Source organism: Actinoplanes sp. DH11 (genome assembly GCF_020873875.1).
Taxonomy (GTDB): domain Bacteria; phylum Actinomycetota; class Actinomycetes; order Mycobacteriales; family Micromonosporaceae; genus Actinoplanes.
Genome location: NZ_JAHWGU010000023.1, coordinates 26579 through 42397, shown reverse-complemented (window position 1 = coordinate 42397; position 15819 = coordinate 26579). Strand labels below are relative to the sequence as shown.

11 protein-coding genes are annotated in these 15819 nt (G+C 71.2%); 4 read left to right on the top strand and 7 right to left on the bottom strand.

The features are described from left to right. Positions 1-27 precede the first annotated feature (27 nt). Positions 28-1551 (top strand): sensor domain-containing diguanylate cyclase, encoded by a 1524-nt coding sequence (locus tag LPA41_RS28970; protein ID WP_229074069.1) that lies wholly within the window; start codon positions 28-30, stop codon positions 1549-1551. A gap of 129 nt (positions 1552-1680) precedes the next feature. After that, a complete protein-coding gene (locus LPA41_RS28965) occupies positions 1681-2508 on the top strand; it encodes a hypothetical protein (protein ID WP_229074068.1) in 828 nt (275 codons plus the stop codon). Between the two features lie 42 nt (positions 2509-2550). On the opposite strand, the gene LPA41_RS28960 is transcribed toward LPA41_RS28965, so the two are convergent. Beyond that, entirely contained in the window at positions 2551-3693 is a 1143-nt protein-coding gene (locus tag LPA41_RS28960; protein WP_229074067.1) for an acyl-CoA dehydrogenase family protein, read from the bottom strand. A 44-nt stretch (positions 3694-3737) separates the two neighbouring features. On the opposite strand from LPA41_RS28960, the gene LPA41_RS28955 reads away from it, so the two are divergent. Together LPA41_RS28955 and LPA41_RS28950 are read left to right on the top strand one after the other, a co-directional pair. Then, positions 3738-6698 carry a glycine--tRNA ligase gene (locus LPA41_RS28955; RefSeq protein WP_229074066.1) on the top strand — a complete coding sequence of 987 codons (2961 nt, stop codon included), beginning with the start codon at positions 3738-3740 and terminating at the stop codon, positions 6696-6698. A gap of 194 nt (positions 6699-6892) precedes the next feature. Further along, entirely contained in the window at positions 6893-7984 is a 1092-nt protein-coding gene (locus LPA41_RS28950; protein WP_229074065.1) for a glycerophosphodiester phosphodiesterase, read from the top strand. 50 nt (positions 7985-8034) lie between these two features. Here LPA41_RS28950 and LPA41_RS28945 read toward each other — a convergent pair whose 3' ends face one another. From LPA41_RS28945 to LPA41_RS28920, 6 genes are all read right to left on the bottom strand, one after another. Beyond that, complete coding sequence (locus tag LPA41_RS28945) at positions 8035-8346, bottom strand: hypothetical protein (RefSeq protein ID WP_229074064.1); 312 nt, start codon at positions 8344-8346, stop codon at positions 8035-8037. A gap of 13 nt (positions 8347-8359) precedes the next feature. Further along, positions 8360-9589, bottom strand: a complete 1230-nt coding sequence (locus tag LPA41_RS28940) for an inorganic phosphate transporter (RefSeq protein WP_229074063.1) — start codon at positions 9587-9589, stop codon at positions 8360-8362. Between the two features lie 258 nt (positions 9590-9847). Beyond that, positions 9848-11914, bottom strand: a complete 2067-nt coding sequence (locus LPA41_RS28935; protein WP_229074062.1) for a PQQ-dependent sugar dehydrogenase — start codon at positions 11912-11914, stop codon at positions 9848-9850. Beyond that, the gene (locus LPA41_RS28930) at positions 11914-12843 is read right to left on the bottom strand and encodes a sugar phosphate isomerase/epimerase (RefSeq protein ID WP_229074061.1); all 930 of its coding nucleotides are present in this window, start codon (positions 12841-12843) and stop codon (positions 11914-11916) included. The genes LPA41_RS28935 and LPA41_RS28930 overlap by 1 nt, the downstream gene beginning before the upstream one ends. 174 nt (positions 12844-13017) lie before the next feature. Further along, positions 13018-14316, bottom strand: a complete 1299-nt coding sequence (locus tag LPA41_RS28925; protein WP_229074060.1) for an aspartate aminotransferase family protein — start codon at positions 14314-14316, stop codon at positions 13018-13020. Positions 14317-14335: 19 nt separating this feature from the next. Beyond that, positions 14336-15712 (bottom strand): aminotransferase class I/II-fold pyridoxal phosphate-dependent enzyme, encoded by a 1377-nt coding sequence (locus LPA41_RS28920; protein ID WP_229074059.1) that lies wholly within the window; start codon positions 15710-15712, stop codon positions 14336-14338. Positions 15713-15819: the final 107 nt, after the last annotated feature.

Sequence of the window (15819 nt, the reverse complement as noted above, 5' to 3'; positions counted from 1 at the left end):
GGGCGCCCGGATGCCGACCCTAGGACCATGACCGTGGGCAGCTCGATGCACACAGCCGGACTCCAGGTGGAGCTCTCCGGCGGGCCGGCCGTGACACCCGACCGGCAGGGCCTCCTGCTGGCCGAACTGGTGGCCTTCATGACCAAGGACACGCCCTCGGTCCAGCACGTGCTCGACCTCACCGCACCCCACCTGCGGGACGTCGCCGGGCTGACCGCCGCCACCGTCTACGAGCTGGACTCGGAGTCCGGCATGATGACGGCGACCGCGCAGTACGGCGAGCCCGGCCGGCGCGACCAGATGGTCGCCGGCAAGGTGTTCCGCACCCCCGCCGGCGGCAAGCCGGTGGTCAGCGGCGAGCAGATGGCGATCCGGCTGCGGATCGGCGGGCAGACCGTCGGCGTCCTGCTGCTCACCGGCAGCGCCCTGGCCGGCCTGCTCCCGGAGACCATCTCCACGATGGCGCTGCACTTCGCGACCACCCTGCAGGGCCTGGCCGCCGAGAAGCAGCGGCAGTTCGTCGCGCACAGCACCTCGACCATCCGGCAGCTGTTCGAACAGGGCATGACCGCCGGCAGCGTGGAAACCGCCGCCGAACTGCTGGCCCGCTCCTGCGCGACCGCGTTCCGCACCGAGATCGCCGGGATGCACCTGATCGACAACGACGGCCGGATCCGGCACGTGCACGGCGTCGGCTTCCCGGAGGAGGCCCGGCGTGACGTGGTCGGCAACCTGATCGGCGAACCGGCCACCGGTTCACCGATCTGGCGGGCGGTCGCCGGGTCCGGCGAGCCGATGCTGGTCGGCGACGCCGCCGCCACGAAGGCGCGGGCCGGCGGTTTCGTCCAGTCGCTCGGTATCAAGTCGTTCATCGCGATCCCGCTGACGTCGGGTTCCGGGACGGTCGGCATCGTGGTCTGCGGCGACACCGGCGGCGTCCGCGAGTGGAGTTCCCGGGACCGTGTGCTGGCCGAGCAGATCGCGGTCGAAGGCGCCCTGATCATTGACAGCGCCCGGATGCGGGAGGCCTCGCAGCAGCACATGGACGAGCTGACCCGGCAGGCCTTCCACGACTCCCTGACCGGCCTGCCCAACCGCAAGCACCTGCTGGACCGGGCCGAGCAGGCGGTGGAGATCGGGTACGCGACCGGCACCCGCCTCGCTCTCCTGCTGCTCGACCTGAACGGCTTCAAGCAGGTCAACGACACCGTCGGGCACCACGCCGGTGACGTCCTCCTGCAACTCGTCGCGAAGCGCCTCCAGGGCACCGTGCGCCGCCCCGACCTGGTCGCCCGCCTGGGCGGCGACGAGTTCGCGGTGCTGCTCACCGGCGACCCGGACGAGCACGCCGCCGTCGCGGCGGGCACGCGCATCTGCGACCGGCTCCGCGAGCCGTTCGACATCGAGGGCCAGACGGTACGCATCGGCGCCAGCATCGGCGTCTCCATGTTCCCGTCCAACGCCATCGACTTCGGCACGATGATGCGCAACGCCGACGCCGCCATGTACGAGGCCAAGCGCAACGGCGGCGGCGTCCGCGTGGCCTACTGACGCGCCGACGGCTGCTTCCGGCGCCCGGTCCGGGCATGGGCGGGGCGGCAACACGGGTTCGGGAGATCGGATAAATACCGCAAAGCTGATAGTTTCGGGCGGCCTACGTTGTTCGGGAAGGACTTCGCCATGCTCGGAACGTCCCTGCTTGCGGCCGTTGCCGTGCTCGCCGCCGGAACCGCCGGAACCACCGGAACAACCGGAGCGGGCGGAGCGCTGGGAGCGCCCGGAACGGCCGGGGTGCCTGGCGTGCCGGCGGGGCAGGTGCAGCGCGGGCCGACCACCGAGATGGTGTTCGCGGTGTCGCCGGACGAGGTGCGGCAGGGTTCCCGGATCACGCTGAGCGGGAAGGCCGGCTGGGGTGACACCGGCAACGCCGCGCCGGTGGACCTCTACTTCCGTAAGACCGAGAAGGATCGGTGGGCGCGGATCGGCCGGGTGGCCGCCGACGACGCCGGGCGGTTCCGGACCACGATGATCGCGCGCACGTCCGGCGATTATGAGGCGGTCTACCGCGGGATCAAGAAGAACGGGCGGGGCTCGGCCTACATGACCGACTATCTGGCGGTCTTCACGACGCGTACGGTCGACCGCCTCGTCTACACCTGGCAGGGCACCCAGCTCCAGTGCCACCCGGTGTGCCGCGCGCAGAGCCCGGAGCTGACCCTCGGCCGCGGCCCGGTGCACGTCAGCTTCCGGCGGGACTGCGGCCGGACCCGGTCCGGTGGCAGCCTCGGGTTCGGCGCGGACCCGTGGAACAGGCACGCGGCCGGCGACCCGGGGTGGCGGGACTTCCCGGACGGCGCCGGACCCACCGCGTTCACCCTGGCCCCGCCGAAGCCGGCCGGCCACTTCTATCTGACCTGGTCAAGTGTCCAGCGGGAGCGCGGCCAGGCCACGGTCTGCGATCTGGGCTACACCGTCACGCAGACCGCGACCGAGGTCGCGTACGTCTGAGAATGATCGGCCCAAGACGGAATGATCAACCAACGAGCCTGATCAGACAAACGCACCGTGACCGGTCACCGCGCGCCCGACGATCAGGGAGTTGATCTCGCGGGTGCCCTCGTACGAGTAGAGCGCCTCGGCGTCCGCGACGAACCGCCCGATGTCGTAGTCCAGGACGATGCCGTTGCCGGCGAGCAGTTCCCGCGCCCAGCCGACGACCTCGCGCATCCGGGTCGTGCAGTACGCCTTCGCGAGCGCCGAGTGCTCGTCCTGGTAGACGCCGCCGTCCTGCAGCTGGGCGAGCCGCACGCACATGCCGAGGGACGCGGTCACGTTGCCGACCATCCGGACCAGCAGGTCCTGCACGAGCTGGAACTTGGCGATGGGGCGGCCGAACTGTTCCCGCTCCTTGGCGTAGGCGAGCGCGATCTCGTAGGCGGCGAGCATCACGCCGACCGCCTGCCACGCGACGCCGGCCCGGGTCTCGCGCAGCACCTTGGCGGTGTCCTTGAACGAGTTGGCGCGCTGGAGCCGGTCGGCTTCGCTCACCCGCACGTCGGACAGGGTGATGTCGGCGTTCTGCACGATCCGGAGCGCGATCTTGTTCTCGATCTTGGTGGCGGTGAACCCGGGGGCGTCACCGGGCACGACGAAGCCCTTGACCTGCCCGTCGGCCTCGTCGCGGGCCCAGACGACGACCAGGTCGGCGAACGTGGCGTTGCCGATCCACCGCTTGGCGCCGTTCAGGATCCACGTGTCGCCGTCGCGGCGGGCGGTCGTTCGCAGGCCGGCGGCCACGTCCGACCCGCCGGTCGGCTCGGTCAGCGCGAACGCCCCGATCTTGTCGAAAGCGGTCATCGCCGGCAGCCAGCGTTCCTGCTGCTCCGGGGAGCCGCAGGTCTGGATGCTGCCCATGGCGAGTCCCGCGTGCACGCCGTAGAACGTCGCCATCGACGCGTCCGCGTGCCCCATCTCCAGGGCGAGCCATCCGTTGAGCAGCGACGACCGTTCCACGCCGGCCAGACCCAGCCCGGCGAACCGTTTGATCAGGTGGGTCGGGAACTCGGCCCGCGCCCAGTACTCGTTGGCGATGGGGGTCACCTCGGCGCTCAGGAAGTCGCGGACGCGCTGGACGATCGCGGACTCCTCCTCCGACAGCAGACCCTGAAAGGCGTAAAGATCTCCGGCAAGCATGTTCGGTTCGTACCCCCGTGACGCCCCACCTAGACTTCGGTCCCATGCTCACCATGCAGGACGCACTGGCCCGGTTGACCGCGTATTGGACAGATCAGGGTGCCCTGGTCGTCCAGCCGATGAACACCGAGGTCGGTGCCGGCACGCTGAACCCGGCCACGTTCCTGCGCGTGCTGGGTCCGGAGCCGTGGAAAGTCGTCTATGTCGAACCGTCGGTGCGCCCGGACGACTCCCGCTACGGCGAGAACCCGAACCGGCTGCAGACGCACACCCAGCTCCAGGTGATCCTCAAGCCCGACCCCGGCAACCCGCAGGAGCTCTACCTGGGCAGCCTGCGGGCGCTCGGCATCGACGTGGCCGCGCATGACGTGCGGTTCGTCGAGGACAACTGGGCCTCCCCCGCGCTCGGCGCCTGGGGTCTGGGCTGGGAGGTCTGGCTGGACGGCCTGGAGATCACCCAGTTCACCTACTTCCAGCAGGCCGGCGGGCTCAACCTCGACCCGGTCAGCGTCGAGATCACCTACGGCGTCGAGCGCATCATCATGGCACTGCAGGAGAAGACCCACTTCAAGGAGATCGCGTACGCGCCCGGCGTCAGCTACGGCGAGGTGTTCGGCCAATCCGAGTACGAGATGTCGCGCTACTACCTCGACGACGCCGACGTCGAGGCCAACCGCCGGCTGCTCGACCTCTACGCCGCCGAGGCCCAGCGGATGATCGACGCGGGCCTGCCGGTCCCGGCACACAGCTTCGTGCTGAAGTGCTCGCAGGCGTTCAACGTCCTCGACGCGCGCGGCGCCGTCTCCACCGCCGACCGGGCCACCGAGTTCGCCCGGATGCGCCGCCTCGCCGGTGAGGTCGCCAAGCTCTGGGTCACCCGCCGCGAGGAACTCGGCCTGCCGCTGGGCACCACCCCGGCCCGGGAGGCCGCACGCCCGGCGGCCACCACGCAGACCGGCGACGGCGTACGCACCCTGGTCTTCGAGATCGGCTCCGAGGAACTGCCGCCGGGTGAGCTGCGCTCGGCCCGCGCCCAGTTGCTGCGCCTGGTCACCGAGGGGCTGGCCGGCACCCGGCTGGCGCACGGCGAGATCCGGGTCTACGGCACGCCGCGCCGGCTCATCGCCGTCGTGCAGGCGGTCGGTGCCCGCGAGGACGATCACGTGCGCCTGGTGAAGGGACCGAAGACCCCGAACGCGTACGCGGCCGACGGCACGCCCACCAAGGCGCTCGAGGGCTTCGTCCGCGGCCAGGGCGTCACGCTCGCCGATGTGACCACGCGGGAGATCGGCGGCGTACCGCACGTCGTGGTCGAGAAGCACGAGGCCGGACGCGCCGCGCCGGCCGTGCTCGCGACCGTGCTCGCGCAGGTGGTGACGGGTCTGCGGGCCGCCAAGAACATGCGCTGGAACGACCCGAAGCTGTCGTTCAGCCGGCCGATCCGCTGGCTGACGGCGCTCTGGGGCGACGACGTGGTGCCGGTGACCGTCTCCACCCTGGCCGCCGGCCGCGAGACCCGGCTGCTGCGCACCGCCGCCGAACCGGTGATCGCGATCGAGTCCGCCGAGACCTTTGTGGAGACCCTCGGGGTGAACGGGATCGTCGCCGACCACGAGGACCGCCGTGAACTGATCGTCGTCGGCGCGCAGGACCTGGTCTACCCGGACGGCCGGATCGACGTGCGCGGCGAGGCGGCCCTGATCGACCAGGTCACCGACCTGGTGGAGCAGCCGTTGCCGCTGCTGGGGACGTTCGACGAGGCGTACCTCGACCTGCCCGCCGCCGTGCTCACCACCGTGATGCGCAAGCATCAGCGCTACCTGCCGGTCCGGGACGCGGACGGCGCCCTGCTGCCGATGTTCGTGACCGTGGCGAACGGGCCGGTCGACGTCGAGCTGGTCCGCGCCGGCAACGAGGCGGTGCTGCGTGCCCGGTACGAGGACGCCGCGTTCTTCTACCGCGCCGACCGGGAGACGCCGCTCGACCGGATGCGCGCGAAGCTGTCCCGGCTCACGTTCACCGATCGGCTGGGTTCGATGGCCGACCGGGCGGACCGGATCGCGGCGCTGGCCCGGCGGCTCGCCGGCGGGCTCGGCATCGACACACCGGCGCTGCGCCGGGCGGCGGAGCTGGTCAAGTTCGACCTCGGTTCGCAACTGGTCACCGAGATGACCAGCCTGGCCGGTGTGATGGCCCGCGACTACGCCCTGCACGCCGGCGAGGACCGGGCGGTGGCACAGGCGGTGTACGAGGCCGAGCTGCCCCGTAACACCGCTGACGAACTGCCCCGTACCGTGACCGGCGCCCTGCTCTCGGTGGCCGACCGCCTCGACGTGATCGCCGGCCTGGCCGCCACCGTGGGCCTGCCCACCGGCAGCAGCGACCCGTTCGCGGTGCGCCGCGCCGTCCTCGGCCTGCTCGCCGTGCACCGCGCCACGCCCGCCCTCGCCGGCCTGGACCTGGTCGAGGCCCTGCGGCTGGCCGCCGAGGCCCAGCCCGTGCCGGTCACGCCGGAGACCTTGGACGCCTGTGCCGACTTCCTGGCGAAGCGCCTCGAGCAGGCACTCACCGAGGAGGGCAAGCCGGTCGACCGGGTGCGGGCAGTGCTGCCGCACTTCGCCAGCCCGGCCGCCGCCGACACGCTGCTGGCCCAGTTGGGCGAGCTCGTCGGCGACCCGGACTTCGCGGCCGTGGCCGCCGCCGTGCAGCGGGCCCGGCGGATCGTGCCGGACGGCACCGCCGCGTCCTACGACGCGGCGGCCCTGACCGAACCGGCGGAGCTGGCCCTGCACACGGCGGTGTCGGGCGTCTCCACCACCGGGTTCGACGACCTGACCGGGTTCGTGGCCGCCACCCGTGACCTGGTCAAGCCGCTGAACACCTTCTTCGACGAGGTCTTTGTGATGGCCGACGACCCGGACCTGCGGGCCGCCCGGCTGGGCCTGCTGGCGACGGTCCGCGACCTCGGCGCCGGCCTGCTCGACTGGCCGCACCTGCGGCTGTAGATCCCGGACCAGCGCGCCGGCACGCCCCGGGTGACCGGACGGGTGTGCCGGCCCGCCCGGGGTGTGTTCGCGTGGGCGCCACGGTTTCTTCTCCTGCGCGACGGATGGGGGTCGGGTGGCCGACGAATCGGTCACCTGGACTTTCGGCGGACAGTTCGGCGGTGGTCGCCGGACGCCGAATCCGTGGAGGAAACGTGGCAGATCGCCGTCAGGTGCTGCGCATCGGAGCCGCAGCGGCCGCCGCTCCGGCGTTGGCCGGCACCGTCAGCGCACCCGCCTGGGCCGGTTCCGGCCGGAAGGCCACGCCGCTGGTGGTCGGGCACCGCGGCGCCTCCGGCTACCGGCCGGAGCACACGCTCGCGTCCTACGAGCTGGCGGCCCGGATGGGCGCCGACTACATGGAGCCGGACCTGGTCATCACGAAGGACGGCGTGCTGGTGTGCCGGCACGAGCCGGAGATCGGCGGGACGACCGACGTGGCGTCGCGGCCGGAGTTCGCCGGCCGCAAGCGGACCGTCTCGCTGGACGGGGTGAGTGTCACCGGCTGGTTCACCCACGACTTCACGCTCGCCGAGCTGAAGACACTGCGCGCCACCGAGCGGATCCCGGCGATCCGGCAGCAGAACACGCTGTACGACGGCCGGTTCGAGGTGCCGACCTTCCAGGAGGTGCTGGACCTGCGCAAGCGGCTCTCCAAGGAGCTGGACCGCGACCTGGGTGTCTTCCCGGAGACCAAGCACCCGACGTACTTCCAGCGGCTCGGTCTGCCCCTGGAGAAGCCGCTCGTGCGGACCCTGCGCCGCAACGGCCTGGACCGCCGGGGCGCGAAGGTGTTCGTGCAGTCGTTCGAGGCGGCGAACCTGCGGGAGCTGGCCGACGTGCACCGCGTCGAGGTGCCGCTGGTGTTCCTCACCGGCGCGGCGGGCGGGCCGTTCGGCGACCCGCGCAGTTACGCCGACTACCTGACCCCGGTCGGGCTGAAGGAGCTCAACGACTTCGTCGACGGCCTCGGCCCGGAGAAGAGCCAGATCATCCCGCGCAAGGCGGACGGCACGCTCGGCACGCCGACCTCGCTGGTGCGGGACGCGCACCGGGCCGGGCTGAAGGTGATGCCGTACACGTTCCGGGCGGAGAACTCGTTCCTGCCGGCCGAGCTGCGGGTGGGCACCGACCCGTCGGCGTACGGCAAGGCGATCGACGAGCAGATCACGTTCCTGCGCACCGGGATCGACGGGCTGTTCACCGACAACCCGGACGTGGGCGTGCTGGCCCGTACCCTCGTCTGAGATCTGACGCGGCCCGGCGCCCTTCGCGGGGTGCCGGGCCGCCGGGGGTCCTACTTCGCGACGAGGGCCGGTAGGAACCCGGAGAAGTCGAGCTTGTAGCCGAATCCGCTGGCCACGATGAACGTGATGCCGAGCAGCACGCCGACCACCACGACCGCGAAGAGCAGGTAACCGATCGCGGTGCCGACCGGCCGGCGGGTGCCGGGGACGGTGACGCCGCTGTCGCTGACCGTGGCCTCACCGGCGCCCCAGGCGAGCGACCGGATGCCGAGGGCGAAGAGGATCGGCAGGCCGGCGCCGAGCACCAGACCGGCGATCAGGACCTGCCACGCGCCGCTGAGGGCGAATCCCAGGTTGTGCATTGTCGTACGCCTCTCAGTTCGCCACGGCCGGGACGGGCTTCTCCACGACGTCGGTGACGTCGGTGCCCTCCCAGTCGTCGTTGACGTTCGACGAGTCGACGCGGCCGGTGCGCGACCGCATCCACATCGCCACCGACGCGAGCACCAGCAGGGTGAAGACGACGAGCGCGCCGGCCATGCCGCCGATCAGGTCACCGACCCACCACATCACCGCGCCGACCAGGCCGGCCGCGGGCAGCGTGATCAGCCAGGCGGCGACCATCCGGCCGGCGACGGCCCAGCGGACGGTCGCGCCGGGGCGGCCGAGGCCGGAACCGAGCACCGAGCCGGTGGCGACGTGCGTGGTGGAGAGCGCGAAGCCCAGGTGGCTGGAGGCCAGGATGACCGCCGCGGCGCCGGACTGCGCCGCGGTGCCCTGCGGCGGGCTGATGTCGGTCAGGCCCTTGCCGAGGGTCCGGATGATGCGCCACCCACCCAGGTAGGTGCCGAGCGCGATGGCGACGGCGGCGGACACCTTCACCCAGAGCGGGATGTTGGCGGTGTCGCTCCAGTGGCCGCTCGCGATCAGCGCCAGGGTGATCACACCCATCGTCTTCTGCGCGTCGTTGGTGCCGTGCGCCAGGGAGACGAGCGAGGCGCTGCCGATCTGGCCCCAGCGGAAGCCCTTGTCGGTGAAGCGCGCCGCGACGCCTGCCGTGATCTTGAAGATGATCCAGGTGCCGACCGCCGCGACGACGGCCGCGATGACCGGGGAGAGCACCGCGGGCAGCAGCACCTTGCCGACCACGCCGTCCAGCTTCGAGCCGTCACCGTTCCAGTTGACGCCGCCCCAGCCGAGGCCGGCGATCGTCGCGCCGACCAGGCCGCCGAAGAGCGCGTGCGACGAGCTGGAGGGGAGGCCGACCAGCCAGGTCAGCAGGTTCCAGACGATGCCACCGACCAGACCGGCCAGGATGATCAGCAGGAGGGCGCTGCCGCCGTCGGCGAGGAGTTCCGTCTTCGGGGCGCCGCTCTTGTCCTGGATCTTCACGACCGCGTTGGTGACGGTGAGCGCGACCTCGACCGAGAGGAAGGCGCCGACCAGGTTCAGGATGCCGGAGAGCGCGACGGCGGTCTTGGGCCGCAGCGCCTTCGTCGCGATGGAGGTGGCCATCGCGTTCGCGGTGTCATGGAACCCGTTGGTGAAATCGAAGGCCAGGGCCGTGAGGACCACCAGCGCCAAGATCACGGATGTTTCTGTCACGCGGGTGATCGTGACCGAGAAAGACACCCGACGGCCAGAGGGGGAACGGGACATGTACAAGTTTCCGTTCCCGTTTACCTCACGTTTTCCAAAATTCATCGCAGAGTAGTCGGACAGGCGTGTTTCGGTGAAGTCAACGGACGATGAATGAACACTTCCTGATGACCGTTCATCGGATGGTGAAACAGCCGTACGGACGAGAGGGCCGGCCGGGCTGTGACAGCCCGGCCGGCCCTCGTCGGGTCCGGCGAATCGTGATCAGTCGGCCGGGTCCAGTACCACCTGCGCGGAACCGGTCTGCGGCGGCGTGCCGGTGTCGGTGTACGAGGCGACGAAGACCCCGGTGAGCCCCTCGGCCCCGGCGTGCCCGTCGTCCACGAACGTGGTAATCGATCCGGTGCAGCCCGAGGACGTGGAGAGCGGGTGCCCGTGCTCGTCGTGCCCGAGGATGTACGTCACCGTCACCCGCGCGCAGTCCACCGGCGCGTCGTCGGTGACCTGCACCTCGTAGTTCACCGTGTCACCGAACTCGAACGGCTGGCCCTCGACCGGCGTCACGAACGTGACCACCGGAGCCAGGGTGCCGACCGGCAGGATCACCTCGGCCGACGCGGACCGGCCGGTGCTGTCGGTGACCTTCAGGGTCGGCCGGTAGTTGCCGTTGCTGGTGAACGTGTGCGTCGGGTTCGGCTGCCGGGAGTCGACCCGGCCGTCGGCGTCGAAGTCCCACGCGTACCGCAGCGCGTCGCCGTCCGGGTCGGTGGTCCCGGCGCTGGAGAACTGCACGGTGAGCGGTGCCTGGCCGGACCTCGGCGTGGCCGACGCCCGCGGGATCGGCGTCCGGTTGCCCCGCACGTAGTCGATCCGGGCGAGCTGGGCGTCCGGGTTCTCGGCGAAGTAGCCGTCACCGTACTCGAGGACGTAGAGCGCGCCGTCCGGGCCGAACTCCAGGTCCATCGGGTTGTCGAAGACGATCTGCGGCAGCACCGGGTCGATCTGCGTGACCTGGTTGCGGCGGTCCAGGTGGAACGCCTTCACGTAGTCACGCGTCCACTCGGCGAACAGCGGCAGCCCGTCGAACTCGGCCGGCCACTTGAACGGCGACCGGGAACGGCGGTCGTAGTCGTAGGCGGGACCGCCCATCGGCCCGATGCCACCGGTGCCGAGCTCCGGCCACTGGGCGCTGGCGCCGTACGAGTAGATGACCTCGGCCCGCTCGACCGGGGGCAGGTTGCGCAGACCGGTGTTGTTCGGCGATTCGTTGACCGGCGCCGCGCAGTTGAACGGCGCACCGGACACCTTGGTCGCGAAGTCGTAGTCGACGTAAGGCTGATCCGGCGCCACACAGTACGGCCAGCCGTAGTTCGCCGGCTTGTCGATCGCCATCCAGCGGCCCTGACCCGCCGGGCCACGAGCCGGGTTGGCGTTCTGCGCGTCCGGCGAGTAGTCGGCCATGTAGACCACGTCGGTCTGCGGGTCGACGGTGAACCGGAACGGGTTCCGCAGGCCCATCGCGTAGATCTCGGCGCGGGTCTTCGGGGTGCCCGGCCGGAACAGGTTGCCGCGCGGCACCGTGTACTTGCCGTTGTGGCCGACCTTGATCCGCAGCAGCTTGCCACGCAGGTCGTTGGTGTTGGCCGAGGTGCGCTGCGCGTCGAAGACCGGGTTGCGGTTCGGCCGCTCGTCGATCGGCGCGTACCCGTCGGAGAAGAACGGGTTGCTGTCGTCACCGGTGGAGAGCAGCAGGTTGCCCGCCCGGTCGAAGTCGATCTTGCCGCCGACGTGGCAGCACTGGCCGCGGTCGGTCGGCACCTTGAGGATCTGCTGCTCGGTGTTCAGCTTCAGCGTGTTGCCGACCAGCTTGAAGCGGGACAGCAGCAGGTGGCCCTTGAACCGGGCGAAGTCGGCGGCGGTGCCCTCGGCCGGCGCGTCACCCTCGTTGACGCCCGGGGTCGCCGGGTCGTCCTTCGGCGTGTCCAGCGGCGGCGAGTAGTAGACGTACACCCACTTGTTCTGCTCGAAGTTCGGGTCGATCGCGATGCCCTGCACACCCTCCTCGTCGTGCAGGTAGACCGGGATCGTCGCGGCCAGGACGTTGCGCCCGGTGGACGGCTCGTGGATGCGGACCTCACCGCCGCGGGCGGTGTGCAGCACCCGGCGGTCGGGCAGCACGGCGAGCGCGATCGGCTCGCCCGGGAAGTCGTTGAGGGTGACCTTCTGGAAGTCGGTCGGGAACTCGTGCCCGGGGTGCGCGGCGGCCGCGACCGGTGCGACGAGCATGGCTGATCCGGCGATGACCAGCGCTGCGAGACGGTGAAGAATCATCAGAACCGAAGCCCCTCCAGGTACGCGTATCCGCGCTGTGCGGTGACGAGCGCGTCGGCCGGCGTGCGCGGGGGCGATCCGGCGTCGTCGCGCTCGACGATGTACTCGACGAGGCCCGCCTCCCGCGAGTGCTCGAAGATCCGGCCGAAGTCGATCACGCCGTCGCCGGGGTCGGCGAAGCTCGCGTTCGCGTCCAGATCCTTGACGTGCACCTGCCGGATCCGGCCGCGGTGCTTCTTGATCAGGTCGACCGGGTCGCTGGCGCCGCGGAAGGCCCAGAAGAGGTCGACCTCGAGGTGCATGTTGCGCGGGTCGGTCTCGCCGGTCAGGATGTCGAACCCGGTCACCTTGCTGCCGGGCCGGACGTTCTGAGTCTGCCGGAAGAACTCCGCCTGGTGGTTGTGGTAACCGAAGCTGAGCCCGGCCCGGCGGGCCAGCGCGCCGGCCTTGTCGAGGTCCGCGGCGAACGCCCGGTAGACGGCGGCGTCGCGGATCGGGCCGTTGGCGCCGAACCCGAAGTACGGGTGGACGATGTACTTGTTGCCGACGATGTTGGCGTCCTCCAGGGCCCGCTTCCACGTGTCGGCGTTGAACGGCTGCGGGATCCCGACGTGCCCCGAGGTGGCCCGCAGGCCGGCGTTGTCCAGGGCGGCGCGGAACTGTGCGGCGGTGCGGCCGACGAAGCCGGCGTGCTCGACCCGGGTGTAACCGATCTCGGCGAGCTCGGCGAGGCTCGCCTCCAGGTCAATCGAGAGCTGATTGCGCAGCGTGTAGAGCTGCACGCTGATCTGGTCGCGCGGGACGCGGCCGGGCCGGCCGTGGCCGCCCCCGCCACCGGCGCTCGCTGCCCCTGGTGCGGCCAGCGCGCCGGCAGCCCCGGCCGCCGCGGCGGCGCCCAGGAGCTTGCGTCGACTGAGTGACTGCGGCATGTGCGGTCCCCCTCGCTTATCGATCCATCTACATGAATCAGGAGGTTACCGATCTGTTTCGTCCAGAGTGAAGCTAAGTTTCTTCAGATCAAGCGAAAGTTCCCGCGTAGACAGCAAAACCCCCGCGCCGATGTGCCGGTCACGGGGGTAAAGCGGGGTGCAAAACGGTACTGATCAACCTATCTGGGTCTCGGCGTCCACCGCGGCGACCGCTTCGGACAGAATTGCCAGTCCCTCTCGGGCCTCCTCCTCGGTCAGGGTCAGCGCCGGGCCGATCCGGATCACGTTGCCGTACAGGCCGCCCTTGCCGACCAGCAGACCCGCCTGCCGGCACCTGTCGAAGACCCGCAGCGTGGCGGCCGGATCGGGCTCGGTGGTGCCGGGACGCACGAACTCCAGCCCGATCATCAGGCCGCGTCCGCGTACCTCGCCGAGAATGCCGTGGTCGAGCGCCCGCAGACCGTCCAGCAGCACCGCGCCCGTCCGCCGCGCGTTGCCCTGCAGGTCGTGGTCGAGCAGATAGTCGAGGACCGCGTTGCCGGCGGCGGCGCTGACCGGGTTGCCGCCGAAGGTGGAGAAGCTGATCGCCGGCACCGCGTTCATCACCGCGGCCCGGCCGACCACCCCGCCGAGCGCGAACCCGTTGCCGATCCCCTTGGCGAAGGTGATCAGATCCGGGGTGACGCCGTGTGCCTGGTAGCCCCAGAAATGGTCGCCGGTGCGCCCCCAGCCGGTCTGCACCTCGTCGGCGATGAGCAGCACGCCGTGCTCGTCGAGAACCTTGCGGTACGCGCCGAGCAGCCCGTCCGGCCCGTGCACGAACCCGCCGACACCCTGGACCGGCTCGGCGATCAGCGCCGCGACGTCACCGGCGGTGACCGTGGCGAGGACCTCGCGCAGGTCGTCCACTGCCGCGTCGAGCAGGTCGCCGTCGGACAACCCGGCCATCCGGCCGCGCAGCCGGTCCGCCGAGGCCAGCCAGTTCACCGTCAGCGGGCTCATCGAACTCGACGACCAGCTGCGGTGCCCGGTCACGGCCATGGTGGCGAAGGTCCGGCCGTGGTAGCTGTTCTTGATCGCCAGGATCTGGTTGGAGCGGCGCACGTTCGTCGCGAACAGCAGCGCCGACTCGTTCGCCTCGGTGCCGGAGTTGGTGAAGAAGACCCGCGGGTCCGGGATGCCGGAGAGCCGGGCGATCTTCTCGGCGAGCTCGACCTGCTGCCGGATCAGGTAGAGCGTGGACGTGTGCGCCACGCCGGTGCCGATCTGGCGGCGGACGGCGTCGTTGATCTCGGCGATGTCGTACCCGATCATGGTGGTCAGCACGCCGCCGAAGAAGTCCAGGTAGGTCCGGCCGGCGGCGTCGGTGACCCGGCGATCCTTTCCGGACACGATTTCCAAGGCATCGTCGCCGTAGTAGACCGGCATCCAGCCCGGCATGACGGCACGATGCCGATCCAGCAGCTCACTCATCGGACCTCCTTCAGATCGATCAGCGCCAGCCGTGGGGGTGCCCCTGGCCGCGCCGGCCGCTGCCGCGGCTGTTCCGGTGGGTGGCCGAGGCGAGGACCTCGGCCAGTTCGTCGTATCCGCCGGCGACCAGCCCGGCGGTGACCCGCAGGTGGTCGTCGGCGAGCGGCCGCACGCAGAACGGCGCGCCGGGGGCGGCGGCCACACCGTGCGCGGCCAGGGCCACCATCGCGTTCTGCTGATCAGGAACGGTCATCCAGAGGTTGATGCCGTCGGCTGCGGTGGCCGTCACGCCCCGGGCGTGCAGCACGGCCAGCAGGGCGCCGCGCCGCTCCGCGTAGGTGTCCCTCGCGGTGGCGACCCGGTCGATCACCCGCGGGTCGGTGAGCAGGTCCAGGAGCACACCCTGCAATAGCCGGCTGGACCAGCCGGGCCCGAGCAGCCGCCTGTCACACACCGCGTCGACCACGGGCGCCGGCCCACCGACCGCCGCGAGCCGCAGGTCCGGCCCGTGACTCTTGGAGAAGCTGGCGACGTGCACCGTGCGGTCCGGCAGGTGCGTGCCGACGCTGACCGGCGGCGCGGTCGCGATGTCACCGGCGTGGTCGTCCTCGACGACCAGCAGGTCCGGCGCGTCGCGCAGGACACCGGCCAGCTCGGCGGCCCGGGCCGCGTCCATGCTCACGCCGGTCGGGTTCTGCGCCCGCGGCTGGAGGAAGAGCGCAACCGGGTGGTGCTCGCGCAGCGCCTGCCGCAGCGCGGCAGGGTCCAGCCCGCGCGCGTCCATCGGCACGCCCACCACTGTCGCGCCGACCGCCTGCAACAGGTCGAGCAGCGGGGCGAACGCCGGGTTCTCGACAAGCACGTGGTCGCCGAAGCGCAGGGCGACGCCGGCGATCCGGTCCAGCGCGTCAAGCGCGCCGTCCAGCAGGGTGAGGCTCTCCGGCCGGTACGGCCACCGCTCCCGCAACACCGCCTCCAGCTCCGGCAGCACCGGGGCGTCGAGATAGCTGCCCGCCCACCGGCCGTCGCCGATCCGGCGCAGCGCCCCGCTCAGGTCGGGCAGCAGCGCCGGGTCGGGCACGCCGGTGGACAGGTCCCGCGGCAGCGCCACCCGCGCGCCGCCGAGCCGGCTGTAGCGCAGTTGCTCCCGGGACGGCAGCGGGCCCGCGACGAACGTGCCGGAGCGCCCGCGGGTCCGGATCGCGCCGGCCAGGGTCAGGCTGCGCCACGCCTCGCTCACCGTGGTCGGGCTGACCCCGAGCCCGGCGGCGACCGCGCGCACGGTGGGCAGCCGGGTCCCCGCCGGCAACCGGCCGGCGGTGATCAGGCGGCTCACGGCCGCCGCGATGCCCCGGGCGCTGCGGTCCTGGATCGCCCCGGTTATCAGCGGGAGCAAATTATCCTCTCCGAAACATTCCGTAACGTTCGGGCAATTGTTCGCCTCAATGTGTGTCGTTAGTGTCCTACGGCATCCGGCGCCGACAAAGCAAGCCCTAGCGCGGG

Excerpts from the sequence above, each read along its gene's own strand:
- LPA41_RS28970 (WP_229074069.1), top strand. The coding sequence starts at position 28 with ATGACCGTGGGCAGCTCGATGCACACAGCCGGACTCCAGGTGGAGCTC.
- LPA41_RS28965 (WP_229074068.1), top strand. The coding sequence starts at position 1,681 with ATGCTCGGAACGTCCCTGCTTGCGGCCGTTGCCGTGCTCGCCGCCGGA.
- LPA41_RS28960 (WP_229074067.1), bottom strand. The coding sequence starts at position 3,693 with ATGCTTGCCGGAGATCTTTACGCCTTTCAGGGTCTGCTGTCGGAGGAG.
- LPA41_RS28955 (WP_229074066.1), top strand. The coding sequence starts at position 3,738 with ATGCTCACCATGCAGGACGCACTGGCCCGGTTGACCGCGTATTGGACA.
- LPA41_RS28945 (WP_229074064.1), bottom strand. The coding sequence starts at position 8,346 with ATGCACAACCTGGGATTCGCCCTCAGCGGCGCGTGGCAGGTCCTGATC.
- LPA41_RS28935 (WP_229074062.1), bottom strand. The coding sequence starts at position 11,914 with ATGATTCTTCACCGTCTCGCAGCGCTGGTCATCGCCGGATCAGCCATG.
- LPA41_RS28930 (WP_229074061.1), bottom strand. The coding sequence starts at position 12,843 with ATGCCGCAGTCACTCAGTCGACGCAAGCTCCTGGGCGCCGCCGCGGCG.
- LPA41_RS28925 (WP_229074060.1), bottom strand. The coding sequence starts at position 14,316 with ATGAGTGAGCTGCTGGATCGGCATCGTGCCGTCATGCCGGGCTGGATG.